27 protein-coding genes are annotated in these 22,826 nt (G+C 55.7%); 13 read left to right on the plus strand and 14 right to left on the minus strand.

Going from position 1 to position 22,826, the window contains the following annotated elements:
• Positions 1-135 precede the first annotated feature (135 nt).
• Together ACW9E7_RS08735 and ACW9E7_RS08740 are read right to left on the minus strand one after the other, a co-directional pair.
• Entirely contained in the window at positions 136-573 is a 438-nt protein-coding gene (locus tag ACW9E7_RS08735) for a VOC family protein (protein ID WP_458727592.1), read from the minus strand.
• A gap of 82 nt (positions 574-655) precedes the next feature.
• Complete coding sequence (locus ACW9E7_RS08740) at positions 656-1,813, minus strand: MFS transporter (protein ID WP_458727593.1); 1,158 nt, start codon at positions 1,811-1,813, stop codon at positions 656-658.
• 133 nt (positions 1,814-1,946) lie between these two features.
• Between ACW9E7_RS08740 and ACW9E7_RS08745 the strand changes: the two genes are divergently transcribed.
• Together ACW9E7_RS08745 and ACW9E7_RS08750 are read left to right on the plus strand one after the other, a co-directional pair.
• Positions 1,947-2,483, plus strand: a complete 537-nt coding sequence (locus ACW9E7_RS08745; RefSeq protein WP_458727594.1) for a MarR family winged helix-turn-helix transcriptional regulator — start codon at positions 1,947-1,949, stop codon at positions 2,481-2,483.
• 24 nt (positions 2,484-2,507) lie between these two features.
• Positions 2,508-3,431 (plus strand): LysR substrate-binding domain-containing protein, encoded by a 924-nt coding sequence (locus ACW9E7_RS08750; RefSeq protein WP_127730698.1) that lies wholly within the window; start codon positions 2,508-2,510, stop codon positions 3,429-3,431.
• A 47-nt stretch (positions 3,432-3,478) separates the two neighbouring features.
• Here ACW9E7_RS08750 and ACW9E7_RS08755 read toward each other — a convergent pair whose 3' ends face one another.
• Positions 3,479-3,949, minus strand: a complete 471-nt coding sequence (locus ACW9E7_RS08755) for a hypothetical protein (protein WP_458727595.1) — start codon at positions 3,947-3,949, stop codon at positions 3,479-3,481.
• A 182-nt stretch (positions 3,950-4,131) separates the two neighbouring features.
• Between ACW9E7_RS08755 and ACW9E7_RS08760 the strand changes: the two genes are divergently transcribed.
• Positions 4,132-4,917, plus strand: coding sequence for a phosphotransferase family protein (locus ACW9E7_RS08760; RefSeq protein ID WP_136194808.1), 786 nt, complete (start codon positions 4,132-4,134; stop codon positions 4,915-4,917).
• A 136-nt stretch (positions 4,918-5,053) separates the two neighbouring features.
• Positions 5,054-5,530 (plus strand): WbuC family cupin fold metalloprotein, encoded by a 477-nt coding sequence (locus ACW9E7_RS08765; RefSeq protein ID WP_136194809.1) that lies wholly within the window; start codon positions 5,054-5,056, stop codon positions 5,528-5,530.
• Positions 5,531-5,595: 65 nt separating this feature from the next.
• Here the strand turns inward: ACW9E7_RS08765 and ACW9E7_RS08770 are convergent, their stop codons facing one another.
• The 7 genes from ACW9E7_RS08770 to ACW9E7_RS08800 form a co-directional block, all read right to left on the minus strand.
• Positions 5,596-6,138: a cysteine hydrolase family protein gene (locus ACW9E7_RS08770; RefSeq protein WP_288461685.1), complete on the minus strand. Its 543-nt coding sequence runs from the start codon at positions 6,136-6,138 to the stop codon at positions 5,596-5,598.
• 284 nt (positions 6,139-6,422) lie between these two features.
• Positions 6,423-7,022, minus strand: a complete 600-nt coding sequence (locus ACW9E7_RS08775; protein ID WP_458727596.1) for an NAD(P)H-dependent oxidoreductase — start codon at positions 7,020-7,022, stop codon at positions 6,423-6,425.
• Between the two features lie 74 nt (positions 7,023-7,096).
• Positions 7,097-7,690 carry a TetR/AcrR family transcriptional regulator gene (locus tag ACW9E7_RS08780; RefSeq protein WP_111964699.1) on the minus strand — a complete coding sequence of 198 codons (594 nt, stop codon included), beginning with the start codon at positions 7,688-7,690 and terminating at the stop codon, positions 7,097-7,099.
• Between the two features lie 34 nt (positions 7,691-7,724).
• On the minus strand, positions 7,725-10,814 hold the full coding sequence (locus ACW9E7_RS08785; protein WP_458727597.1) for an efflux RND transporter permease subunit: 3,090 nt from the start codon (positions 10,812-10,814) through the stop codon (positions 7,725-7,727).
• Complete coding sequence (locus ACW9E7_RS08790) at positions 10,811-11,920, minus strand: efflux RND transporter periplasmic adaptor subunit (protein ID WP_458727598.1); 1,110 nt, start codon at positions 11,918-11,920, stop codon at positions 10,811-10,813. Before ACW9E7_RS08790 ends, ACW9E7_RS08785 begins: the two co-directional genes overlap by 4 nt.
• A 74-nt stretch (positions 11,921-11,994) precedes the next feature.
• A complete protein-coding gene (locus tag ACW9E7_RS08795) occupies positions 11,995-12,609 on the minus strand; it encodes a TetR/AcrR family transcriptional regulator (RefSeq protein ID WP_115874978.1) in 615 nt (204 codons plus the stop codon).
• Between the two features lie 133 nt (positions 12,610-12,742).
• On the minus strand, positions 12,743-13,654 hold the full coding sequence (locus tag ACW9E7_RS08800; protein WP_136194814.1) for a LysR family transcriptional regulator: 912 nt from the start codon (positions 13,652-13,654) through the stop codon (positions 12,743-12,745).
• Between the two features lie 99 nt (positions 13,655-13,753).
• Between ACW9E7_RS08800 and ACW9E7_RS08805 the strand changes: the two genes are divergently transcribed.
• The 3 genes from ACW9E7_RS08805 to ACW9E7_RS08815 all read left to right on the plus strand — a co-directional run bounded on the left by ACW9E7_RS08805 (position 13,754) and on the right by ACW9E7_RS08815 (position 16,189).
• Entirely contained in the window at positions 13,754-14,869 is a 1,116-nt protein-coding gene (locus ACW9E7_RS08805) for an alkene reductase (protein ID WP_458727599.1), read from the plus strand.
• Positions 14,866-15,585, plus strand: a complete 720-nt coding sequence (locus ACW9E7_RS08810) for an SDR family oxidoreductase (protein ID WP_458727600.1) — start codon at positions 14,866-14,868, stop codon at positions 15,583-15,585. Before ACW9E7_RS08805 ends, ACW9E7_RS08810 begins: the two co-directional genes overlap by 4 nt.
• A 64-nt stretch (positions 15,586-15,649) precedes the next feature.
• The gene (locus ACW9E7_RS08815; protein ID WP_133295426.1) at positions 15,650-16,189 is read left to right on the plus strand and encodes an ester cyclase; all 540 of its coding nucleotides are present in this window, start codon (positions 15,650-15,652) and stop codon (positions 16,187-16,189) included.
• Positions 16,190-16,228: 39 nt separating this feature from the next.
• Here ACW9E7_RS08815 and ACW9E7_RS08820 read toward each other — a convergent pair whose 3' ends face one another.
• Positions 16,229-16,696, minus strand: coding sequence for a nuclear transport factor 2 family protein (locus ACW9E7_RS08820; RefSeq protein ID WP_143345068.1), 468 nt, complete (start codon positions 16,694-16,696; stop codon positions 16,229-16,231).
• A 103-nt stretch (positions 16,697-16,799) separates the two neighbouring features.
• Between ACW9E7_RS08820 and ACW9E7_RS08825 the strand changes: the two genes are divergently transcribed.
• Positions 16,800-17,378 (plus strand): TetR/AcrR family transcriptional regulator, encoded by a 579-nt coding sequence (locus ACW9E7_RS08825; RefSeq protein WP_136194816.1) that lies wholly within the window; start codon positions 16,800-16,802, stop codon positions 17,376-17,378.
• Positions 17,379-17,427: 49 nt separating this feature from the next.
• On the opposite strand, the gene ACW9E7_RS08830 is transcribed toward ACW9E7_RS08825, so the two are convergent.
• Positions 17,428-18,207 (minus strand): SDR family oxidoreductase, encoded by a 780-nt coding sequence (locus ACW9E7_RS08830; RefSeq protein WP_458727601.1) that lies wholly within the window; start codon positions 18,205-18,207, stop codon positions 17,428-17,430.
• A gap of 90 nt (positions 18,208-18,297) precedes the next feature.
• Between ACW9E7_RS08830 and ACW9E7_RS08835 the strand changes: the two genes are divergently transcribed.
• Both ACW9E7_RS08835 and ACW9E7_RS08840 read left to right on the plus strand, forming a co-directional pair.
• Complete coding sequence (locus ACW9E7_RS08835) at positions 18,298-18,636, plus strand: winged helix-turn-helix transcriptional regulator (protein ID WP_115874985.1); 339 nt, start codon at positions 18,298-18,300, stop codon at positions 18,634-18,636.
• A gap of 69 nt (positions 18,637-18,705) precedes the next feature.
• Positions 18,706-19,107, plus strand: coding sequence for a VOC family protein (locus ACW9E7_RS08840; RefSeq protein WP_458727602.1), 402 nt, complete (start codon positions 18,706-18,708; stop codon positions 19,105-19,107).
• Positions 19,108-19,174: 67 nt separating this feature from the next.
• Here the strand turns inward: ACW9E7_RS08840 and ACW9E7_RS08845 are convergent, their stop codons facing one another.
• Entirely contained in the window at positions 19,175-19,963 is a 789-nt protein-coding gene (locus tag ACW9E7_RS08845; protein ID WP_115874987.1) for a hypothetical protein, read from the minus strand.
• A 1-nt stretch (position 19,964) separates the two neighbouring features.
• Positions 19,965-20,162: a hypothetical protein gene (locus ACW9E7_RS08850; protein WP_023311615.1), complete on the minus strand. Its 198-nt coding sequence runs from the start codon at positions 20,160-20,162 to the stop codon at positions 19,965-19,967.
• 257 nt (positions 20,163-20,419) lie between these two features.
• On the opposite strand from ACW9E7_RS08850, the gene ACW9E7_RS08855 reads away from it, so the two are divergent.
• The 3 genes from ACW9E7_RS08855 to ACW9E7_RS08865 are packed head-to-tail and all read left to right on the plus strand — an operon-like array spanning position 20,420 to position 22,826.
• Positions 20,420-20,854 (plus strand): nuclear transport factor 2 family protein, encoded by a 435-nt coding sequence (locus ACW9E7_RS08855; protein WP_115874988.1) that lies wholly within the window; start codon positions 20,420-20,422, stop codon positions 20,852-20,854.
• On the plus strand, positions 20,851-21,570 hold the full coding sequence (locus ACW9E7_RS08860; protein WP_458727603.1) for an SDR family NAD(P)-dependent oxidoreductase: 720 nt from the start codon (positions 20,851-20,853) through the stop codon (positions 21,568-21,570). Before ACW9E7_RS08855 ends, ACW9E7_RS08860 begins: the two co-directional genes overlap by 4 nt.
• A complete protein-coding gene (locus tag ACW9E7_RS08865) occupies positions 21,567-22,826 on the plus strand; it encodes an NAD(P)/FAD-dependent oxidoreductase (protein ID WP_458727604.1) in 1,260 nt (419 codons plus the stop codon). The genes ACW9E7_RS08860 and ACW9E7_RS08865 overlap by 4 nt, the downstream gene beginning before the upstream one ends.

A 22,826-nucleotide genomic window follows, 5' to 3' on the forward strand; every position in this document is an offset into this window, starting at 1 on the left:
TCTGTATAAATGTAGCGATAGAAAATGGCTACATAGAGGTAAGAACACCAAAATCAACCCATTAAAGATGTCCGCTCTTCGCTCAAAGCAGACATTATCCTCATCCAAGTCTGCATCGCGCCAGGATAAAACCCATTACCCCCGCAGCCACGGCGTAATCGTCAGCCCGGTAAGCAAACCTTCCGGGCTGAGCAGGCGAGTGACGGTTTGCCCCCACGGCTCTATACGGTTAGCCACCAGCAACCGATAGCCTTTTTCGCTCAGAACGCGGGTAGCCGAGTCCAGATCCTGTACCTCGTACTCAATCCATCCCTGTGGTATCGGGTGCTCCGTGGGCCACTGTTCTTCTCCAAAACAGGACGCAGCCGCCTGTGCGAGCGGCCAGACGGCAAAATGCTTCACGCCTTCCAGCTGGCCCTCTTCAGTGAGCAGATATTCGCTGTTCCCCTCCATCGGCCTCAGCGGAAGGCCGAGTGTCTGGACATAAAACGCGGCGCTGGACTCCGTATCCCGCGATATGGGCCCGAACCCGGCGACGGACAAGACATTAATACCCGGTAACGTCTGCAACATATCCACTCCTGAATGAGGTGAAATTCACCCTGAAATTATCTCACGATCGGCTGAAATACGACTCTAAATTCTGGTATCGCATTCACCGTGCCTGAACGTCCACGACGGGTTTAAAATTCAGCGCGATGACGATCAGCAGCACGACTCCCGCACTCATGATCAACCATGCGCTGGTCAGCGAGACCGAACTGTCGCGAACGATCCCCGCAATTAACGGCATAAGCGCGGCAATCATATATCCACCTCCCTGAACTTTAGACAGTAACTTCCCGGCCTGCGCGGGCGTTCGCGCATGATCGAACGTGACGATAAGCGACAGCGGGAAGAGGGCGCCGATCCCGGTGCCAAGCAGCAGCGTGGATAAGACGGGCGTTGTACCCGGCGAAAAGACCAGGCACAGGAGTCCCGCCAGCAGCAGCAACAATACGGCGATCAGCGGCACGCGGCGATCGGGGAATTTACCGATCAGCGCGGAGACGACAAACCCTGCAACAACCTCGGTTAACGTCAGCCAGGCCAGCATGTAGCCGCTGCTGCGTGCGGTCCATCCCGCCTGAATATAGAGCGGGGGCAGCCAGGCCAGTACCAGCGTATAGGCTCCCGTTCCCACGCCGAAAAAGAACAACAGTTGTGCCGTACGGGAGGACGAGAGCGTAACGGTTTCGCGTGCTGGTTTTTCCCCCTGAGGATGCTTAACCAGAGTTAACCACATTATCAACGCCAGCAGCGCTAACAGTCCTGCCATAGCCAGTGCGGGCTTGAGCGTGAGCCATGAAAACAGCGGCTCGGCGCTGGCGGCGGCGACAGCAGCTCCGGCCATAATGCCCGTGCTGAATAGCGACATAATCGTGCTGGCCGTTTGCGTATACTCCTTTTTTATCAGGGCGGGCATTAACGCCTGGATAGTGCCTATGCTGGCCCCGCCGAGTAACGCGGTGCACATAAGACTCTCCGGTGAGGCGCTAAAACCGCGTAATAAGCAGGCTACCAGCAGGATGAACAGCCCGAACATAATTCCCCGTACGGCGCCGACTGTGGCCAAAAGCCAGGGACCACACAGGGCGGCGAGTCCCATCATCGCCACCGGCAGGGTGGTCTGCAGGCTAAATTGCGTAGCGGTCAGTCCCGCTTCGCGCTGCAGCACGGAGAAAAGTGGTCCGACCGAGGCCAGAATGGGGCGCAGGTTCAGCCCGACGATAAAAGCGATAACGGCGAAGAGTAACGGCGATGTGCGTTTCAACAGGAGATCCTTTTCGGTTGTGAATGGCCCGGGCAAATCGCCGCGAGCATTTATCTTAACGTTAAGATAAAATGTGTTTTTGCGTAAGATGTACCGCACAACAGGATAAATACCCACCCCATTAGAGGTGAAAATGAAAGACCATGTAGATTTCGTCGTCGGCCAGTGGGGCCGCGCCATGCCGGAGCTGGACGCCTCGTCGATGAAAATTTTTGGCCGAATGCTCCGGCTGATGAAGCATCTTGGAAAAGAATGGGCGGAGGCGATGGCGCAGTTTGGCTTTCGCGAGGGCGAGTTTGACGTCCTCGCCACGCTGCGTCGCGCCGGGGAGCCGTACTGCCTTTCGCCCACGCAGCTCTATACATCGCTGTTGATCACCTCAGGGGCGATGACGAACCGGCTCAACCGTCTTGAACAACAAGGGCTTATCAGGCGGATTGCCGATCCCGATGACAAGCGCAGCTCGCTCGTCAGCCTGACGCCGCGCGGGCAGGCTCTTATCGAACAGGCGCTGGTCGTGCACACGGAAACGCAGAATGCGCTACTGAGCAGCTTGTCGGACGCGCAGCGCGCGCAGCTAGAGTCCCTGCTCAGGGAGCTGCTGCTGACGTTCCCATCTGAGGAATTGGGCGACAAGTCACCGAGTGCCGATAATACAAAAACTGCATGATTACACCTTACAGAAAGGGAACGTATGTCTTTACCGCCACTGTATGCGCTGCGCGCGTTTGAAGTTGCCGCACGGCTGAACTCCTTCAGCAAAGCGGCTGAAGTCCTGAATATCACGCCGGGTGCGGTCAGCAGGCATGTCCAGACGCTTGAAATGTGGTTCGACTGCGAGCTGTTTAAACGACAGGGACCGAGAGTGGAGGTCAGCGACGCCGGGCGTATTCTGGCCGGTCAGCTTAGCGAAAGTTTCTCGAATATTGAGTGGGCCTGTCGCGCATTTAAAAGTGAAAACCACCTTCTGCGACTCAAAGCGCCAAGCTCCCTGACGATGCGATGGCTTCTGAATGTGCTTAAATCCTTTCGCGAGAACCATGCGAAGCCGAAAATCGAAATTGCCAGCGTCTGGATGGACTTCGACACGGTTGACTTCAGCCGGGAACCTTACGATTGTGCGATCCTCCTCGGTAACGGCTATTTCGGCGAGTCAACGGAGAGCCGGCTGCTGTTCAGCGAATGGCTTATTCCGGTTTGTACCCCGTCTTTGCTGGAGTCTGCCCGGCATCAGCTTGCACAGTGCGAGCTTATCCACCCCTCACCGGACCGACGAGACTGGCGACGCTGGCTTAAAAGGACGGGCTTATTCCCCGGACTCGACATGAGTGGCGGGATCGTGTTCGACACCCTGGAGCAGGGAAGCCTTGCGGCCATGCACGGACATGGTGTTGCTATAGCCGATCTTCGACTCACGCTTGAAGCCCTGAAAAGCGGGCTGCTCGCATTGCCCTTCAGGGAAGCCATCGCAACCGGTGACGGCTACTATCTTGTCTGGCCCAAAAATTCGCTCAGAGGAGAGAGCATTGAACGGTTGCTGGCCTGGCTTAACCTTAATGCGCCTGTGGTGCCTTCTTTGGATATCGTCTGTCTTGATTTCAATGAAAAGCGGGTTTGATAAATAGCGGAATATTAATTGCGAGATATTCCGCATATTGAACGTATTTATGCGTAGGGGATATTTGCCATCTTTTTATATCTATCCGGCAGGGCGCTGTTCAGGTTGAGTAATTTATCCAGTATATAAAGCGCAGGCGTTCCCTTTGCGCGTTCAGCGTCGATCAGCGCAGAGCGTAACAGATTGGCAGCCGATGTCATTTCACGGAAGTACTCCTCAGATTCAGCCGTCTGAACTTCGCCTGACGCGGCGTAATGCACCCTTGGCCAGTCCGCAAAGTCAAGCAGCGGAAGGAGACCATCTTCTTTGGGCAAATGCGCTGAAAGCAACTCTTCAGCGTTACCCGGATTGCTTTGGGCGAAAGACAGAAGATGCAGTCGATGCAAGAAAGGCGAAAGCGCTTCTGAACTTTCTTTTTCTGCTGAAAGTAATGTTATTAACTCATGCATATTTGCATCGCCGCTAAATTTACGCGGCGAGATAATATTTATTACAGGGAATAAAACATCGAGAGTCATAGGTGCTCCATACAAGCTTAGTAATATTTTTTTTTATCCCAGGGATGAGGGGATGGTATTCAGGGCAATCACTTTTTAAAAACGATAAATAGTGGGAATCAATGTGAGTTTTACTCAACCTCGAATGTTGACACATCACGCTATACTTACGTTCTGTAACCAAACGAGTGGCTGAGGATGGTATGGCTGGCGAAAACCTGTCCAGAATGGGGGCAGCAAAAGTCCAATTGATTGCAGATCAACATGGCAACCAGGTAATAGAAAAATGCCCCGTTAGTGATGTTGAATACGGCTTTTATGAACATGCGGCGGAACCACTCATTGGCGTTGTTGAATCCCCTCGACTGTTGCACGCAGATACCCATCGACGCAGCCTGACGCTCGAATACGTTCCTCATAAGATCTCCCAGGAAGAGGTTGCAGGGGACGACATACTGAAACGACTTTCCCGCCTTCACGATTATCCTGCCGAACCGGGATGGATTTATCACAGCCATACCTGGTCTGAGTCAGCGCTTGAGAAATCCTTATCTCTTTTGGAATTACCCGTCCGCGCCGAGCAGCAGATGCGATGTTTTCAGCAGGCGGGCAGCGTTTTGTTTAGTCAGGAAGGTTTAATTTCTGGTGATACCAATGCGGGCAACTGGGGCAGAAGAGAAAACGGCGATGCGGTGCTCTTCGACTGGGAAAGGTTCGGCACAGGCAGCCCGGCCATTGACCTTGCTCCTCTGGTGAAGGGGATGGGCTCAAAACATAGCATTTCACAGCTTGCCGAGCGCTACTGTGTTTTTGCCACGCATTCGGCCACAGGCAGGTTAGCCAGAGAGATTGCTCTCGCTAAAGCATGGATTGTGACTGAAGTCGTATTACTTCTGCACGAAAGGAAAAAAAGTGATTTTCATCGCTACCTGAGCTGGTACAGAGAACATCTCCCCGGCTGGCTGGATGAGTCCATCACACTGCTTTGAGCACGATATAACAGAGCATGCGAAAACGTTGCAGCGTTTTGTTTCACAAACGCCATAGCTCATCGGCTTTTGAGGATGGTATAACGTCCTGCGGCAATCGGGTTGCCGTCCGCTGATCCCATCCACAAAGGTGTATATGAAACAAATTACTTTCAGTGACCTGCAGCAGCAAAGCGAGCAGGCGGCTAATTCCCCTCGCTTACGCGCGCATCGCAATTTACATCCTGAGCTTAGCGACCCGGTGCAGCGCCTGGCCATTGCAATGGAGCCCGGCACCTATGTTCGTCCCCATCGCCATCCGCACACCTTTGAACTGCTGACGGCGCTGAGCGGTCGCTTTCTGGTGTTGAACTTTGATGACAGCGGTAGCGTGACCCGGCGCGTCGTATTAGGCGAAGAGTGCAAGGTGCTGGAGATGGATGCCGGTACCTGGCATGCCGTTCTGTCGCTGGATAAAGGCGGCGTCATTTTTGAGGTTAAGCACGGGGGGTATCAACCCGTGCCCGAGCACGATACCGCCCCATGGTCACCTCCAGAAAACGAGCCCGGCACCGGGAAGCTGATGAAATGGTACGCACAGGCACAGGTGGGTGATGGTGGGTTTACCCTGTAATTATTCTCTTATGTGCCCGGCGCGCGGAAAGGCGAGCCGGGTAAAGAGATAAGCGATCACCTGAGTCAACTCACAGTACTAAAAAGCCAGTCACGAGCAGTCGACAGCGTCACAAACGGGCCTGACAGAGTGCTGTTGTGATGGGCGATAATATCGCTGGCGGATAAACAGTCATTATCCATTGTGGTATGCGCATCTGAAATCAATACCGTCCTGAAACCCAGCTCCGGTGCGGCACGGCAGGTGGTGTCGACACAAAATTCTGTTTTCATCCCGGCAATCACCAGCTGTTTGATGCCTCTCTGATTAAGTTCACGCAGCAATTTGGTATCCCGAAAACAGCTGGGATAGCGCTTGGTGAAAACAACGTCCTGCTTCTTCACGTCCAGTTCAGGTATCAGCTGTGTTAACGGCCCCTTTTCTGAGAAGGGGGAGTCGTCCGGCCCAATATGGCGGGCAAAAAAGACGGGTACCTGCGCGTCTCGGGCGTTGGCGATTAACAAGCGGATATTGGCCAGAACGGCATCGGCGGAGCGGGGGGAAACCGGGCCCCGAAAGAGGCCCTGCTGCATGTCGATAATCAAGAGAGCATTGTCAGATGAAACCATTTTCTTTCTCCATTCAAAGGGTGGTGAACGGAGAGAGATTTCCCCGTCCTGGCCGGCGGGGAGTGAGGTTCTGTTTGTCAGTCGTTTGCTACAGATACGCTCGCACCGCCGAAGGTTCCGGTGGTGGTGAGGGTGGTTGTTGGCTGAACTGACTGATACATGCAATGACCTTTGTTTATTTCGCTGTTAGCGTAACTATCGCGTAGAGTTATAGCGCTGGTGAGAGATTCTCTTCAATACACCAACATCAGTAGGTGCAACGTTAGCGTTGCGCCTGGCTGATATTATTTAATACTGTCGAGCCCTTTCAGGAAATCCTCAACCTGTTCAGGCGTCGCCGTGTCTGCCTGGTAAAGGATATCGAGCTTGACGTTCTTCAACCCGCAGAAGCCAAACACGCCTTCGATAATCTGCGTCTGAATCGCCGTCGAATAGCCGTGTTTATCAAATCCGGTCAGATCGCTACCGCCAGAGGCAATCAGGCGGACGGGAACATCCCGTAAGTTGCCCACAATCCGGCCGTCTTCGGCCACCTTATACGCCCAGTTCAGGGTTAACACGCGATCGAACCAGCCTTTCAACAGCGCGGGAACCGACCACCAGTACACCGGGAAGACGAATACCAGCATATCCGCGCGCTCGACGCGCTGCTGCTCGCGCAGAATATCGTCGGGGAGGGCGCTCGGATTGCCGTGATACAAATCGAGATCGGCGCGGGTCATCGCCGGATTAAACCCTTCAGCATGCAGATCGGCGAACTCAACCTGCGTACCTTCCTCGCGTAATTTCCCGACAATACGGGCTGCCAGCGTATGGGATAACGAATTGTCGAACGGGTGTGCCGTCACGATCAGCGCGTTTTTAATGGCATGTGTTGCAGACATAGCGACCTCCAGATGGGGGAGAAGTAACGCCTATATTACTATTGGTAACTTAGGTGTCAATCCGCCCCCGGCGATCATTTTGTGCTATTCGCGTAGGTCTCCAGCACCCCGGTCATGGCGCCGCTGAGCGTATCTTCCGCCACGTTCCGGGCGAGCACGCCGTTGCCCGCCGCGGTGCTGAGCGCCTCCGCCGCGCCAATAATAGCCGTCAGTACCGCTTCCCCCTGAACGCCTTTTAAGACGATAAAAGGGGAAAGCGCGGTGCGCAGGCAGTCGGCACATTCGGCCACGCATGCTTCCCGAAACGTCTGCAGCGCGCGAGAACCGGACAGCGCCGCGGCGATTGGCCCGGTTTCAGGCCCGGCGGCAATCGCACAGTCGATATAGGCCGCGCTGAAAAAGCGGATCGTCTTCTCCAGCGTTTTGCTGTCGACCGCCAGCGTCTCGCGGAATTTCGCGAGCTGCCGATCGCTATAATCCTTGTACAGCGCCATCAGCAACCCTTCACGATCGCCAAAGTGGTCGTAGGGGATAGGTTTGGTCACGTTGGCCCGCTCGGCCAGGTAGCCAAGCGTCAGCGCCTCCGTGCCTTGCTGACGCACGATCCCTCGCGCAACCTCCAGCAGCTGCACGCGGCGATCCTCTTTTCTTAAGCGCTTAACAACCATGTTTTCCTCAGAAGTATTATCTACTCATGGTAGTTTACACGTTTTCAGCAACGTGCTGCACGCGTTGTTCCGCGGGGCGGATCCGAAACCAGATCGCATACATCGCGGGCAGGAAGACGAGCGTAATAATCGTCCCGCCCAGCGTTCCGCCGATCAGCGTCCAGGCCAGCGTGCCCCAGAATACCGAATGCGTCAGGGGAATGAACGCCAGCACGGCCGCCATGGCGGTCAGTAAGACCGGGCGTGCGCGCTGGACAGTCGCTTCAACCACCGCCTGGAACGGCTCGAGGCCGTCCTTCTGGTTATGATCGATTTGACCGATCAGGATCAGCGTATTGCGCATCAGAATGCCGGAAAGGGCGATCAGACCGACCAGCGCGTTAATGCCAAACGGCTGATTAAATATCAGCAGGGTCGGCACGACGCCAATCAGCCCCAGCGGCGCGGTTAAGAACACCATGACCATCGCGGAGAGTGAGCGCACCTGCAAAATGATAATCAGCAGCGTCAGGGCAATCATTATCGGGAACAGCGGTAACATGGCCTGCGTGGCTTTACCCGATTCCTCAATCGAACCCGCCATGTCGATACGGTACCCGGCCGGCAGCGCATCGGCGATCGGCTGGAGCTCTTTCATGATGGCGACCGACACGTCCGGCGGCTGAAGATTGTCGGCGATATCACCCCGTACGGTAATTGTCGGGGTGCGATCGCGGCGGCGCAGGATCGGGTCTTCCATACCGATCTCAATCCTGCCGATTTGAGACAGCGGCACGCGCTGTCCCGCATTGCCGACCAGGGTAAAGCCTTCGATTTTTGCCGGGTCAAGACGGATATCGCCCGCCGCGCGGGCAATGACGTCTACCGATCGAATATCTTCCCGCACGGAGGTGACAGGCACGCCTGAAAGCAGAAACTGAAGCTGATCGGCAACGGCGCTGGAGGTTAAGCCGGTCGCCTGCAGGCGGTTTTGATCGAGAGTGAAATGCAGGACGGGAACGCGTGACCCCCAGTCGGTGTTGACGGTTCGCATCATCGGGCTTGCCTGGAGCACGGCTTTCACCCGTTCGGCGATGTCCTGCACCTGTTTGACATCCGGCCCCGACACGCGCCAGGCAACCGGGAAGGGCGAGTAGGGGCCAAACACCAGCTGCGTCACCCGCACGCGGGCTTCGGGCGCAATACCGCTGGCGACGGCCTCCCTGAGCCTGAACTTAAGCGCCTCGCGTGACGTCTCGCTGTCCGTCAGGATCACGATTTTTGCAAAAGAGGGATCGGGCAGTTCAGGCGCCATTGCCAGATAAAAACGGGGCGACCCCTGACCAATATAGGCCGTGACGATTTTGGCTTCCGGCTGCTGGCCCAGCCACGCTTCTATTTTTGCGGTGGCGGCGCTGGTTTGCGCAATCGAGGTGCCGTAGGGCATCTGTACTTCAACCAGCACTTCCGGGCGATCGGAGGTCGGGAAAAACTGTTTTTTTACCAGCCCCATACCGAGCACGGCCAGAATGAAAATGGCAACCACGGAGCCGGCCACGCGCCACTTTCTGGCGATAACGCGGCCAAGCAGCTGGCGAAAACGGTTATAGCGGGGCGTGTTATAGATGGCGGCATGACCCCCTTCTACTTTGGGGATCGCCGGCAGGATCTTCACCCCAAGATAGGGCGTGAACACCACCGCGACAAACCACGATGCAATCAGGGCGAGGCCGACAATCCAGAACATATTGCTGGTGTATTCCCCGGCGGTCGACTGGGCAAACCCATTCGGCATAAAGCCAATCGCCGTCACCAGGGTTCCGGCCAGCATGGGCGCGGCGGTATGGCTCCAGGCGTAAGCTGAGGCTTTGATTCTGTCGTAACCTTCCTCCATCTTCACCACCATCATTTCGATGGCGATAATGGCATCATCAACCAGCAGGCCGAGGGCGAGTATCAGGGAGCCCAGCGTGACGCGGTCAAAGTTTATTCCCGCGGCCTCCATCACCACGAAGACGACCGCCAGCGTCAGCGGGACCGCCGCCGCAACGACTACCCCCACGCGCCAGCCCATGCTGACAAAACAGACCACCATGACCACAAGCAGGGCGACAAAGAATTTGATCATGAACTCATCGACCGACGAGCGAATATTGACGGACTGATCGGTGACTTTGGTCAGGGACATGCCAAGCGGCAGGCTATCATTAATTTTTGCCGTTTCCGCATCCAGCGCTTTACCCAGCGCCAGACCGTTCCAGCCTTCGCGCATTACGATACCCAGCAGAAGGGCGGGTTCATGCTGATTGCGTATCAGCATCGTCGGGGGATCTTCGTAGCCTCGCTCAACCGTTGCCACATCGGACAGCTTGAGGGTTTTGCCCTGAGCGACAAAAGGCGTATCGCGGATTTTCTGCAGTTCATCGAACGCGCCGTCAAGGCGGATAAAAATCTGCGCTCCTCGGGTCTCAATCGAACCCGCCGCGGTCAACGCGTTCTGGCTGTTGAGGGCCTTGAAAATATCCTGGGGTGAGAGCCCTATCGTCGCCAGACGGTCGTGGGAGAAGGCGACATAAATCCGCTCGGCCTGTTCGCCGATAATGTTCACTTTCTTCACGCCGGGAACGTGCAGAAGCTGCTGGCGCACGCCTTCGGCATCGCGTACCAGCTGCCGCTGCGGTTCGCCTTTTGCTTTCAGGGCAAAGAGGGCAAAGGTGACATCCGAGAATTCGTCATTGATCATCGGGCCGATGACGCCCGCCGGGAGACGCTGCGATTCATCTCCAAGCTTTTTACGCGCCTGATAGAACTCCTCCTGCACTTCGGCTGGCGGGGTCTTGTCCTGCAACGACAGCGTGATAAATGCCATGCCGGGACGGGTATAGGTTTCGGTACGGTCATACCACTTGAGTTCCTGCAGGCGCTTTTCCAGCGGCTCCGCGACCTGATCCTGGATCTCCTGCGCGGTCGCACCCGGCCAGACGGTTATCACCGTCATTTGCTTCACCGTGAAGGGCGGATCTTCCGCGCGGCCGAGCCCAAAGAAGGCGTAAATTCCGGCAATCGTCACCAGAACGATCAGAAACAGCGTGATGGAACGTTCGCGGACGGCCAGCGCGGACAGGTTGAAGCGGCTTCCGCTCATGGCGTGTTCTCCGCCAGGGCGTTATTGCGTTGTTTCGCGAGCCTGACGACCTCACCTTCGTGCAGAAGATGTGCGCCTAGCGCAACAATCTTCTCACCGGGCTTCAAGCCGCCCGTGACCTGCGCCGCATCTTCACCCACGCTCAGCACCCTGACGGGCGTCCATGCGACCTTTGCCGGCTGGGCGGAAATGCGCCAGACGCCGGGACCTTTTCCTGCATCATAGAGTGAAGCCAGCGGGACCTGCATGACCTGACCTTCCGCTTTATTGTCCTGAATGTTCAGCGTAACGGTCGCCCCCAGCGGCGCGTTCGCCAGCAGGCCATCCAGCACGTAGCGGGCTTCATACGTGCGGGTCGCGGCATCGGCCGAGTCAGACAGCAGGCGCAGCGTTGCGGTGACCGGGTGTTTTTCATTGCCATAAAGCGTGGCCTGCGCTTCGCTGCCGACGGCAGGGCGCAATGTTTCCGGAAGCTGCACGAGCGCTTCACGCTGTCCCGCTCTGGCGAGCCTGATCGTCACCTGTCCGGCACTGACGACCTGACCCGGCTCGGCGAGCGTCTCCATGACCACGCCGTCTGAATCCGCCAGCAGGACGGCATATCCCGTGGCGTTTTGCGCCACGTTGGCCTGCGCGCGGGCGGCGCTGAGATCGGCCCTGGCCGTATCGGCTGCCGCTTTGATCTGGTCATACTCCGAGGCAGAAACGGCGCCGGACGCCACAAGTCCGCGATAGCGCGCCTCATCGCTGGTGGCTTTTCTCGCCCGCGCCTGGGCCGCATCCACCGCGCGCTGCTGCGCCTGAGCCTGTAATTTCAGGTCAACCGGATCCAGGCGCAGCAAGGGCTGACCCTGTTTGACGGTCTGGCCCGTATCAACCAGTCGCTCAAGGATTTTGCCCTGAACTCTGAAACCTAAATCGCTTTGCGTTCTTGCGACCACCACGCCCGTGAAGGTGCGGGCGCTATTGTTCGCAAGCTCGACGGATGCGGATCGGACAAGCGGTAGCTTTGTACGCGGATCGTCACTTGCGGAAATATCGCCGCATGCCACCAGGGCAAACGGCAGGAGACAAACGGCAACGCGGGCTGAAGTGAGCCTGAGCATGGGAAACCTTTTCGACGTAACAGGACGGTTTCCGCATTCTCTGACTAGTGACCAAAAATGTCAATGGTCACAAATTAGGGGGCAAGGCTTCTTAAAATGAGTGAAGAGAGAAGCACCGCCGCGGTGGGAGCCATTTCGAGATTGTACTGCAGCTGAACGGGATTAATAAAAGGACACATCACCATGTGGATAGCCTGAGTGACCTCATCCAGCGGCGTTTTTCTTTCAAACTCTCCGGCCTGCCTGCCTTCGATAATGATGCTCTCAATCAGCTTCATCAGGCTTTCTGCATACCGTTCTGTCGACGGCCACTGCTCGCGCGCGGCGACGGCGGCGATGTCGTAAAGCTTACGATCGTGGAAAAACAGCTCGCTTCCGGCCTCGGTGAGCGCCTTGAAAAGACGGCGGAGTTTTTCGCTTGCTGACGGCGCATCCTCAATGGCGGAAAGCACCGCCGCCATGATCAGCTCCAGGCGGTTAGCGCAGATCACTTCGCCGATAGCCTGCTTGGAATCGAAGAACTTATAAATGTAAGATTTTGAAAAACCGATAGATTTCGCCAGCTCGGCGACGGTGGTTTTTTCATAGCCGTAATGGCCGAAGTGCTCAAAGGCCGCTTCGACGATTTGCTCTCTGACAGAATGGTCAAGTGGACCACGTATTGATGGGGCGTTCATAGTTTTAGTCATTATGTAAGCTTAGCGTGACGGGCCAGGGTTGGCAACGAGTGACCATTTTGTATTTTGGTTACAGTTGTGCTGCCTTACGCCGTAAAGACGGGACAATCGGCCAGGTGGAGTAAGTGTATCACTGTTTTTTACGTTAATGTTTTTTAAGCCAGTCGAGAAAAAACTGGCTAAACGCCGTGACCTGAAGCGGCTGCAGTTTGCGCTGGGGGTAAACAAGCTGCAGCCCGACATCTTTGCGATCGTATCGGCTAAACCCGGTGAAGCTGTCGGCAAACAGCACCGTGAGCCTTCCGGTTTCAACGTCGTCTTTGACGTCCCACCACGATTTCCCCGCGATGCCCGCTCCGCTGAGCGCCCACTGACGAAGCAATGCTCCGTCGTCGCACACCATGGCGGGCTCAACGCGAACAATGCTTTCCTCACCATTAGTTTCAAAGCGCCATTCGTTCATCACCACGCCCTGCGATTCCAGCGCCAGGCACCGGTGCCGGGCTAAATCGGCAAACGTGGCGGGGACGCCGCGGTCGTTAAGATATTCTCCGGAGGCGACCAGCACCCGACGGTTCGGGCGGATGTTTCTTACGACAAGACTGCTGTCCGGCAGGTTGCCAAAACGCACGCTCATATCCAGCCGGTTAGCGACCAGATCCTCAACGTGTTCTCTTAACGAAATGAAAAATTTAACGTCAGGATGGCGCCGGGAAAAATCAATGACGGCGGGGCTAAGATACTGTCTGCCAAAATCCGAGGGCGCGGAAAGGCGAATATTGCCGCTGAGCACGCCCTCTTTTTGCGTCAGTAACGACTCGGCATGATGCATCTCTTCCAGCACGCGCAGCGCGGCATGGTAAAACTCTTCCCCGGCGCGGGTCAGGGTGAGGGATCGCGTTGAGCGGTGAAACAGGCGCGTCTGGTAACGCTCCTCAATCGCCTTCAGCCTGGCCGTCATGGTAGCGGGGGAAAGCGACAGGCGTCGTCCGGCGGCGGAAAGACTTCCGGCCTCGGCAACTTCCACCAGTAAGGCCATGTCTTCGAGTTTGCCCATTATTCATATTTTCCGAAAAGTGCATCTACTTTTAGCGTAATTATCAAAATCAGATGCCGGCTGTAAAGTGATTTTATCCAAACCATAAGGGATAAAATCATGCAACGTACCTCACTTTTTGAACGCTACAGGCTGGGTTCGCTGGACCTGAAAAATCGTATCGTCATGGCGCCGATGACCCGCGCGCGCTCCCTTCAGCCGGGAAATATCCCCTCCGCGCTGATGGCAGAGTATTACCGGCAGCGTGCCAGCGCGGGATTAATCATCACGGAAGCCACGCAGATTTCGCCTCAGGGCCAGGGATACTCATGGACACCCGGCATCCATTCGCCTGAACAGGTTTCGGGATGGCAACTCACGACGGGCGCCGTGCATCAGGCGGGCGGAGTGATTTTTTCGCAGCTCTGGCACGTCGGGCGAATGTCGCACGCCAGTTTTCACCAGGATGGTCAGCCCGTCGCCCCGTCAGCGCTGGCCCCGGATGCGCAGGTGTGGGTGGTGAATGAGCGTGGGGAAGGCCAGATGGTTGACTGCCCGCAGCCGAGAACGCTCTCGCGCAAGGACATTCAGAACATCGTTGCGGACTATCGCCAGGCCGCTTTGAATGCCGTTCAGGCCGGGTTTGATGGTGTCGAGGTTCACGGCGGAAACGGGTATCTGATAGACCAGTTCCTGCGCCAAACCTCCAACAAACGCACGGATGAGTACGGCGGTACGCTGGTGAACCGCATCCGTTTTGCCCAGGAGGTGTTAAGCGCCATTGCCGAGGCCATTGGTCACGAGCGCACGGGCATCCGCCTTTCCCCATTTATTACCCAGCGCGGGATGAACGACCCGCAGGTCTCTGAAGCCATACTTGCGCTTGCGGCCTGGTGTGAACAAAAAGGTATTGCGTTCATCCACCTGGCGGAAGCCGACTGGGATGATGCCCCTCAGGTACCCGAGCGTTTCCGTCAGTCCCTTCGCGAGATCTTTAGCGGAACTCTTATCGTCGCGGGTAACTATGACCTTGATAAAGCTGAAAAGATCCTTGCTGCCGGCTATGCCGATTTGATTGCTTTCGGCCGTCCGTTTATTGCCAACCCCGATTTGCCCCACCGGCTGGCAAACCAGCTGCCTCTTGCCCAGGTGCGCGACCCCGCCACGCTGTTTGGCGGTACCGGCACGGGATATACCGATTACCCAACGTACGCTCTACAGGAGGAAACATTATGACCCGTAAAACTTTAATTATCGGCGGCGGTTCCGGCATCGGTTTCGCCTTGGGCAGCCTGCTTGCCGGGCGCGGTGAGGAGATTATTCTTGCGGGACGCGACAGCGCAAAACTGGACGCCGCGCGACAGCGGCTGAGCGCCCACGCCGCGTCCGTTCATACCCTCGTGCTGGACATCAGCCGTGAGGAAGAGCTTGTTGCGCTCGGTGAAACGCTGGGCGAGGTCAATAATATTGTCGTCACGGCGGGTTCACAGGCGCCGGGCGGGTTGCTTTCCGGACTGGATCTCCGTGCGGCAAGGCAGGCCTTTGATACAAAATTCTGGGGAAGCCTCAATGTCGCTCGCTATCTCAGCGGGAATATTGCCCCCCGCGGTACGTTGACGTTCACCAGCGGTTTCGTGGCGCGCCGCACCGTGGCGGGCGCCATCGTAAAAACAACGATGAATGCCGCCATTGAAGCTGCGACAAAAGTGCTGGCGAAAGAGCTTTCACCGCTGCGCGTCAACGTCGTCAGTCCGGGGCTGACCGACACGGAAGCGTATGCGGGGATGGACGCCGCCGCGCGGGAAAAAATGCTCGTCGGCGCGGCGGAAACCCTGCCAGCCAAGGCCTGGGGAAGGGCGGAGGACATCGCGCAGGGGTATCTTTTCGCCATTGATAATCCCTTTGTGACGGGATCGATTATTGATATTGAGGGCGGGGCGTTAATTAACTGACCCTCATTAAATTGGTCCGCAGGTCTTCGTCTGCGGGTGACGTAATACTCTATTGAGAAACAACATGAAATATACGACGTGTTTTCGTCCCGCTATCGCGGCGCTTATTTTTGCCGGTCTGTCGGGCAATGCTATTTCCTCGCAGGGGGAATGGCTACAGCCGAAACAGCTTATTGTGGACAACAGTCTGTCACAGGCACAATTAAAGGCGAATGAAGCCGCTGCCAGAAAATATGCCACGTTCTGGAACACCGGTAATGAAACTCTGGCGCGTGATGCCCTGGCAGTAAACTTTATTGATAAAACGCCCCCGGAAGGACGTAAGCAAGGTCCCGAGGGCGCTATTCTAGCTTCCCGGACGTTTAGGACAGCCGTTCCTGATTTGCGTTGTGACGTTGAGCAAATGATTATTTCAGGCGATCGCGTGGTATCGCATTTACATTTTCACGGCACCTTCACCGGGACATTTGGCAAGCTGAAAGGACAGGGGCAGAAAATAGATTTTATCGCTACGGATATTTATGAAGTCGCTGACGGTAAGATTGCGGCAAACTGGCACATTGAGGACAACCTGACGCTGATGAAACAGCTCGGCGCGCTGTAAAGTCACCACTCCGGGGCGGCCCGGAGTGATGCGAAAATCCTATAAGCCAAGATCGCTCAGCGAAGGGTGATCGTCCGGGCGTCTGCCCAGCGGCCAGTGGAACAGCCGCTCGGATTCTTTTATCGGCATATCGTTTACGCAGGCAAAGCGGCGCTTCATCAGGCCGTCCGGCTCAAACTCCCAGTTTTCATTGCCGTAAGAGCGGAACCAGTTGCCGGAATCATCATGCCATTCATAGGCATAGCGCACCGCGATCCGGTTATCCGTAAATGCCCAGAGCTCTTTAATCAGACGATACTCCAGCTCTCTTTTCCATTTCCGCTCCAGAAACGCCTGGGCTTCTTCACGGTTGGTGGCGAACTCTGCGCGGTTACGCCATTGGGTGTCCAGCGTATAGGCAAGCGCGACTTTCGCCGGATCGCGGCTGTTCCAGCCATCTTCTGCCAGCCTGACTTTTTCGATGGCGCTTTCACGAGTGAACGGCGGTAAAGGAGGACGAGTGTTCATGGCGATTACCTCAGTGTGATTTATGTAGACAGGTCTGTCTACTTGCGGTAATCTATGCCTGAAAAATAACGCTGTCAACACTCTTTTTGAGGCTGTCGAAAAAATGAAAACCGAACCCGCAGGTAACGAGACAAAAATCAGCGTCAGAGATAAAATATTACTCACGGCGCACGATCTTTTTTATTCCACTGGCTTCAGGGCGACGGGGGTGGACACGCTGATTAAAGCATCGAAAGTGACTAAGGTGACGTTTTATCGCCATTTTCCGAGTAAGAGCTTGCTTATTCTCGCCTATTTACACTATCGACATGAAATATGGATTAACTGGTTTGAGGCCACGCTTCGTCGACATCTCGTTGAAGGCCAGACGCCTGCGGACGCTCTATCGGCTACCCTCTATGAATGGTTTATTTCGCCCGAGTTCCACGGCTGCGCGTTTATTAACGCCAGCGCGGAAGCCAAATCCGAAGAGATTGAAAGCGAAATAAAAGAGATTTGCCGCGATCATAAAATCGAAACAAAGAAGATTATTGCGTTGCTGACGAAGATTGCTGATGAGCGCGTCGTCAATGAAATCATGTTGCTCATTGACGGCGCGATTATTCATGCGCAAATGGGCATGGATACAGAAACGATAATAAATGCGTTAAAAAGGGTCTTAGCGGAACTGACCGGCCAGTGAGATTCCGGTGCTTAATCAACTCTTGCACCAGGTCGATTAAGCATCCGCGTTACACTGTTGGAATGGTGCCGCCATCAATCACAAATTCAGTACCTGTGATACTCGCAGCATGCGATGAAGCGAGGAAGACGATGAGGTTGGCAACCTCAATCGGTCGGGCAGGGCGTCCGAGCGGTATTCCACCTAACGCCTTCATAATGATCTGTTTGCCACCTTCATAGTCTGTTCCTGCCTGCTTTGCCAGTCTATCCGCCAGTGCCACTGCCGCTTCAGTTTCGATCCAGCCGGGGGCAACGCGCACCACCCGAACACCTTTCGGCGAGACTTCCTTTGAAAGACTTTTACTGTAGGTTGAGAGGGCTGCCTTAGCCGCCGCATAACCCGTTGTTGAATCCGGTAAAGGCAGTTCACGCTGGATAGACGTCACGTGAATAATCACCCCATTTCCCTGCTCAAGCATTCCGGGAAGCAGGGCGCGATCTAAGCGTACTGCAGGTAACAAATTAAGATTGAGCTCCTGCTGCCACTCGTCTTCGCCAAGTGAAGCAAAACCGCCGCCGGGTGAGGTTGAACCGCCTGCAACATGGATAATTACGTCGACACCTCCCATCTGTTCCTGCACTGCGGATGCGACTGAGGCACATCCAGCGACCGTAGTAAGATCAGCGGCTACGAAAGTATCCGCGATATTTACGTCTGGATCGTGGCGCGCCGTGGTAAATACCGTTGCACCGAGTTGTTTTAAAAGTTCGACGACTGCTTTGCCGAGCCCTTTCGTGCCAGCGGTAACAAGCACGCGCTTGCCTTTAAAATCAATATCTAATGACATGGACTTTCGCTCCCATTATTTACAGTACAGGTATATTCAACATAGACTGAGTAATTAACAAGTACGCACGAAAAAGTGAGTTACTAAATTATGAGTAAGTTATATAGTCCGGAATCTGCCGCAAGCGGCGTGGAGCAAGTATTACGGTTGCTGGAAGGGCGCTGGAAATTAATTATTCTTTTTCATCTTTTCGACGGAAAAGTGCAGCGCTATTCTGATTTCGAAAAACTGATCCCCGGTATTTCCCAAAAGATGCTGGCGCAGCAACTTCGACAACTCGAGTCCGACGGTATCGTTTCGCGGATGGTTTACCCTCAAGTGCCACCGAAAGTAGAGTATCGCCTCACCGATTGGGGGCAGGCATTATGTCCGGCGCTTGATGCCATGCTGAAATGGGCAGAAAAACGTGAGGCTTACGCAAGCCTGTAAGCCTGGCGGTCAGCACGCTTCAATGGAATAGCGTTATCCGTAACCCATTTGTGCAAAGGAAACGAAAAAATGAGAACACAGAAACGATGCCTTGGCTGCGTGGCTATTGTGGTTGATGACTACGATCGTGCCATTGAATACTACACCGACAAGCTGGGGTTTACCCTTGTAGAGGATACGCCGCAACCGGGAAAACGCTGGGTAGTCGTCTCACCCAACCCGGAAAGCGACTGCAATATCCTGCTGGCTCGTGCCTCTAACGAGAGGCAGGAAGGTTTTATCGGTAATCAAAGCGGCGGCAGAGTTTTCCTGTTCCTTCAGACGGATGATTTTTGGCGCGATTACCATGCCATGAAGGCAAAAGGCGTTCATTTCTGCGAAGAACCTCGTGAGGAAGAGTACGGTATGGTGGTGGTGTTTGAAGATATTTACGGCAACCGCTGGGATCTTTATCAGACTGCGCAACCGTGAATACAACCGCAAATGATGTGTCATTCGCCTTTTGTCCTGTACGCTTCCCAGCAGAGCGTACTCAAAATTATGGGGATGTCTCTTTAGGGCCAGGGCTCTCGTCCCGCTGTGCCAGCGACAGCGCGCTGGCGCTTGCGGGATCGAACAGCGAGATGCTCTCAATCTGATTGAGTAAAATCACCTTGCGGAATGACATGGCGCTGCGGGGTTCAGAGTCGAGCGTAATGTCATGCTCCGCATACCACCTGCTGTAATTATTCTCGATGCGCAGGTTCATCGTCTTCGCATCCCGGTACCCGCTCAACATCGGGATCAGCACGATATTGGCCGTTTTTTCATATTCCAGCGTCGCGGTGTGGATCATGCCGACGTAAATCCGTCTCGAGCGGAGCGTGACCTGCGCCAGCTCGCCTTGTTCCATACACTGGTATAGCAGCTGTTCGATACCGCTCGACTGCGCCAGACGTTTGTAGAGCTTTTTCCGGCTTTCGCCGTCCAGCCTGGCGCTGCCTGCCCAGTTAGAGCGGTAGAGGCAAAACAGGATGGCGAACGCCAGCATCACGACAACCGGCGCCTGAATGCCCAAAAAACTCCAGTTCATAAAGTCGATTTGCCAGTCGGTGTATTTCGGTGAGGCAAAGTGAAAAGCGTTATTGGCGGCGGAAAGGGCGAGCAAGAGTAGCCAGAGCAGACCCGTGGCAATCACCCCCTGCAGAACGAAAATACAGCCGTACAGCGCCACAAGAAAATAGACGTCCCAGCCGAAGGAACGCTTGATTTTAAAGCGGGTCGACAGGTCGCGGCTGGTGTACCAGTACCCGCAGACCATCAGCACCATAAATATCGCCGTTCCCATATCAGGCCCTCTTCAGCATGTTGACGTGACGCAGAAAATCCTGCCGCACCTCGTTGCTTTTGTAGTTAACGGAGGCGTTCCCGTCCTGGTCGATGATGATGCGATCGCCATCTTCGACGGCTTCAATAATTTCCTGCTGGCTCATCACCTGCAGTAAGGATTCCGGGCTGGAGAAAAGGGAGAGAAAGAAACGTTTCATGTCAGGCATCCTTATGAATAAAAAGGATAAGCCTGGAAGATGACCGCTGAATTTGCCTTAAGGATAACCTGAAAGTGAAAGCCAGTTGGCGGCTACGCCTTACCCGGCATACAAAAACGTCAAATGATTGAGTTATCAAGTTGTTGATATTTATAAGTAATAAAAAATAATTTTGCACAAACTTGGACAAATAACGTTAATTGTGTAAGTTTTAAGTATGCGATTACGCCACGTTGTTTACAGCCAGGATGTGACCCATGAGCACTTTGCCCTCTGTCGTGAGTCGGTTTGTTGAGTACTACGCCGCACTGGATAGCCAGCCGCCGTCCGCTCTGGTCGGGCTTTACCATTCAAACGCCACGCTTGTCGATCCGTTCGGCGAGCATGACGGTATTTTTGCGCTCCAGCGCTATTTCACCCATCTGCTGGCCAACGTCGAGAATTGCCGTTTTTCTATCGATCCGCCGCTGTGCAGTGGGAACCGGTTTGTTGTCACCTGGGTGATGCACTGGTCGCATCCGCGCATTGCCGGAGGTGAGCCGCTCGATCTGCCGGGGTGCTCGGTGGTGGAGACGGAAAACGATCTCATCACGCGCCAGCGCGACTACTACGACGCGGGAGAGATGATCTACGAGCATCTCCCTCTGCTGGGCTGGGCGGTACGCGGCGTGAAGCGGAGGGTTAAATCATGAAGACGGTGCTGATTACCGGCGCAAGCTCGGGCATTGGCGCCGGGCTGGCAAAATCCTTTGCCGCTGACGGCTACCATGTGATTGCCTGCGGGCGCGATCCGGCGCGTCTGGAAGCGCTGCATCAGACCTGCCCCAATCTTACCGTTCGTCTGTTCGATATGACGGACCGGGACGCCTGTCGCCAGGCGCTGACCGGCAGTTACGCCGATCTGATTATTCTCTGCGCCGGAACCTGCGAATATCTCGACCAGGGCGTGGTGGACGCAGCGCTGGTAGAGCGGATCATGAACACCAATTTCCTCGGGCCGGTGAACTGCCTTGAGGCGCTACAGCCGCAGCTGGTTGCCGGTAACCGCGTGGTGCTGGTGAGTTCGATGGCCCACTGGCTTCCCTTCCCGCGTGCAGAGGCCTATGGCGCGTCCAAAGCCGCGCTGAGCTGGTTTGCCGAAAGCCTGCGCCTGGACTGGGAGCCAAAAGGCATTGCCGTGACGGTTGTTTCCCCGGGCTTTGTCGATACGCCCCTGACGCAAAAAAACGATTTCGCCATGCCGGGCAGGGTGACCGTCGACGAGGCGGTGAAGGCGATCCGTATCGGTCTGGCGGCCGGGAAAATGCACATCGCGTTTCCGTCCGGGTTTGGCTTCATTTTGCGGCTGCTCTCCGGGCTGCCTGCGTTTCTACAGCGCGCGCTGCTGCGCAGGATGGTGCGTTCATGAACATTGCGATTATCGGCAGCGGCATTGCCGGGCTGACCTGCGCCTGGCGCCTGGCCGGGCATCATCAGGTGACCCTGTTTGAAGCGGGATCCACACCGGGCGGCCATACCGCAACGGTTGACGTGACGACGCCCCAGGGCACATACGCGATCGATACCGGTTTTATCGTCTACAACGACCGCACCTATCCGCGCTTTATGGGCCTGCTCAGCGAGCTGGGCATCAGCGGGCAAAAAACGCAGATGAGCTTTTCGGTACACAACCCCGAAACGGGGCTGGAGTACAACGGTCACACCCTGACGTCGCTGTTTGCCCAGCGTCGCAACCTGGTGAATCCGGCGTTCTGGCGTCTGCTTGGCGAGATCGTCCGCTTCAATCGTCTGGCAAAACAGGCGCTGGACGGGGAGGTGGACCCGAACGCCACGCTGCAGACGTTTCTGGACCAGCACGGCTTTACGCCGTTTTTTGCGCGCCACTATATTTTGCCGATGGGAGCCGCGATCTGGTCATCCTCGCTGCAGGAGATGAAGCGCTTCCCGCTGCCGCTTTTCTTACGTTTCTTCCAGAATCACGGGCTGCTGGATATCACCCATCGCCCGCAGTGGTACGTGGTGCCGGGCGGCTCGCGAGAGTATATCCGCGCGATGCTGGACAAATTAGGCGATCGGCTGACGCTGCATCTCAATTCACCGGTGCAGCGGGTGAGCCGCCACGAGGACGGGGTTACGCTTCAGCTTGAAAACGGCAGCCATACTTTCGATCGGGTGATTTTTGCCTGCCACTCCGCCAGTGCTCTGGCGATGCTTGACGATCCCACCTCCGCAGAGCGCGAGGTGCTGGGCGATATTGGCTGGCAGCGCAACGAGGTTGTGTTGCACAGCGACCCGCGCTGGCTGCCGGTGCGGCCGCGCGCGTGGGCGAGCTGGAACTACCGCCTGAGCGCGCAGGAGCAGGCCAGCGCCTGTGTTACCTACAACATGAACATTCTGCAGGGGCTGCCTGCGGGCAGTCCGCTGTTCTGCGTCACCCTGAACCCTGACGCACCGGTAGATGAACGCTTCGTTCTGCAACGCTTCGTTTATGAACATCCGCTGTTTAACCCGCAAAGCTGGCGGGCGCAGGCGCGGCGCGGCGAGATCAACGGTCATAACCGGAGCTGGTACTGCGGGGCCTACTGGTACAACGGTTTTCATGAGGATGGCGTGCGCAGCGCGCTGGACGTGGTCAATGCGATAGCGGCCGGAGAGGGGAACTAA

The organism is Enterobacter sp. H2G27 (assembly GCF_054403075.1).

What these genes read in the sequence shown, in the direction of transcription:
- ACW9E7_RS08830 (WP_458727601.1), bottom strand. Translation starts at nt 18,207, where the DNA reads ATGTCATTAGATATTGATTTTAAAGGCAAGCGCGTGCTTGTTACCGCT.
- ACW9E7_RS08810 (WP_458727600.1), top strand. Translation starts at nt 14,866, where the DNA reads ATGACCCGTAAAACTTTAATTATCGGCGGCGGTTCCGGCATCGGTTTC.
- ACW9E7_RS08765 (WP_136194809.1), top strand. Translation starts at nt 5,054, where the DNA reads ATGAAACAAATTACTTTCAGTGACCTGCAGCAGCAAAGCGAGCAGGCG.
- ACW9E7_RS08840 (WP_458727602.1), top strand. Translation starts at nt 18,706, where the DNA reads ATGAGAACACAGAAACGATGCCTTGGCTGCGTGGCTATTGTGGTTGAT.
- ACW9E7_RS08755 (WP_458727595.1), bottom strand. Translation starts at nt 3,949, where the DNA reads ATGACTCTCGATGTTTTATTCCCTGTAATAAATATTATCTCGCCGCGT.
- ACW9E7_RS08790 (WP_458727598.1), bottom strand. Translation starts at nt 11,920, where the DNA reads ATGCTCAGGCTCACTTCAGCCCGCGTTGCCGTTTGTCTCCTGCCGTTT.
- ACW9E7_RS08745 (WP_458727594.1), top strand. Translation starts at nt 1,947, where the DNA reads ATGAAAGACCATGTAGATTTCGTCGTCGGCCAGTGGGGCCGCGCCATG.
- ACW9E7_RS08865 (WP_458727604.1), top strand. Translation starts at nt 21,567, where the DNA reads ATGAACATTGCGATTATCGGCAGCGGCATTGCCGGGCTGACCTGCGCC.
- ACW9E7_RS08775 (WP_458727596.1), bottom strand. Translation starts at nt 7,022, where the DNA reads ATGTCTGCAACACATGCCATTAAAAACGCGCTGATCGTGACGGCACAC.
- ACW9E7_RS08770 (WP_288461685.1), bottom strand. Translation starts at nt 6,138, where the DNA reads ATGGTTTCATCTGACAATGCTCTCTTGATTATCGACATGCAGCAGGGC.
- ACW9E7_RS08750 (WP_127730698.1), top strand. Translation starts at nt 2,508, where the DNA reads ATGTCTTTACCGCCACTGTATGCGCTGCGCGCGTTTGAAGTTGCCGCA.
- ACW9E7_RS08815 (WP_133295426.1), top strand. Translation starts at nt 15,650, where the DNA reads ATGAAATATACGACGTGTTTTCGTCCCGCTATCGCGGCGCTTATTTTT.
- ACW9E7_RS08780 (WP_111964699.1), bottom strand. Translation starts at nt 7,690, where the DNA reads ATGGTTGTTAAGCGCTTAAGAAAAGAGGATCGCCGCGTGCAGCTGCTG.
- ACW9E7_RS08795 (WP_115874978.1), bottom strand. Translation starts at nt 12,609, where the DNA reads ATGACTAAAACTATGAACGCCCCATCAATACGTGGTCCACTTGACCAT.
- ACW9E7_RS08850 (WP_023311615.1), bottom strand. Translation starts at nt 20,162, where the DNA reads ATGAAACGTTTCTTTCTCTCCCTTTTCTCCAGCCCGGAATCCTTACTG.
- ACW9E7_RS08855 (WP_115874988.1), top strand. Translation starts at nt 20,420, where the DNA reads ATGAGCACTTTGCCCTCTGTCGTGAGTCGGTTTGTTGAGTACTACGCC.
- ACW9E7_RS08800 (WP_136194814.1), bottom strand. Translation starts at nt 13,654, where the DNA reads ATGGGCAAACTCGAAGACATGGCCTTACTGGTGGAAGTTGCCGAGGCC.
- ACW9E7_RS08805 (WP_458727599.1), top strand. Translation starts at nt 13,754, where the DNA reads ATGCAACGTACCTCACTTTTTGAACGCTACAGGCTGGGTTCGCTGGAC.
- ACW9E7_RS08860 (WP_458727603.1), top strand. Translation starts at nt 20,851, where the DNA reads ATGAAGACGGTGCTGATTACCGGCGCAAGCTCGGGCATTGGCGCCGGG.
- ACW9E7_RS08820 (WP_143345068.1), bottom strand. Translation starts at nt 16,696, where the DNA reads ATGAACACTCGTCCTCCTTTACCGCCGTTCACTCGTGAAAGCGCCATC.
- ACW9E7_RS08825 (WP_136194816.1), top strand. Translation starts at nt 16,800, where the DNA reads ATGAAAACCGAACCCGCAGGTAACGAGACAAAAATCAGCGTCAGAGAT.
- ACW9E7_RS08735 (WP_458727592.1), bottom strand. Translation starts at nt 573, where the DNA reads ATGTTGCAGACGTTACCGGGTATTAATGTCTTGTCCGTCGCCGGGTTC.
- ACW9E7_RS08785 (WP_458727597.1), bottom strand. Translation starts at nt 10,814, where the DNA reads ATGAGCGGAAGCCGCTTCAACCTGTCCGCGCTGGCCGTCCGCGAACGT.
- ACW9E7_RS08760 (WP_136194808.1), top strand. Translation starts at nt 4,132, where the DNA reads ATGGCTGGCGAAAACCTGTCCAGAATGGGGGCAGCAAAAGTCCAATTG.
- ACW9E7_RS08835 (WP_115874985.1), top strand. Translation starts at nt 18,298, where the DNA reads ATGAGTAAGTTATATAGTCCGGAATCTGCCGCAAGCGGCGTGGAGCAA.
- ACW9E7_RS08845 (WP_115874987.1), bottom strand. Translation starts at nt 19,963, where the DNA reads ATGGGAACGGCGATATTTATGGTGCTGATGGTCTGCGGGTACTGGTAC.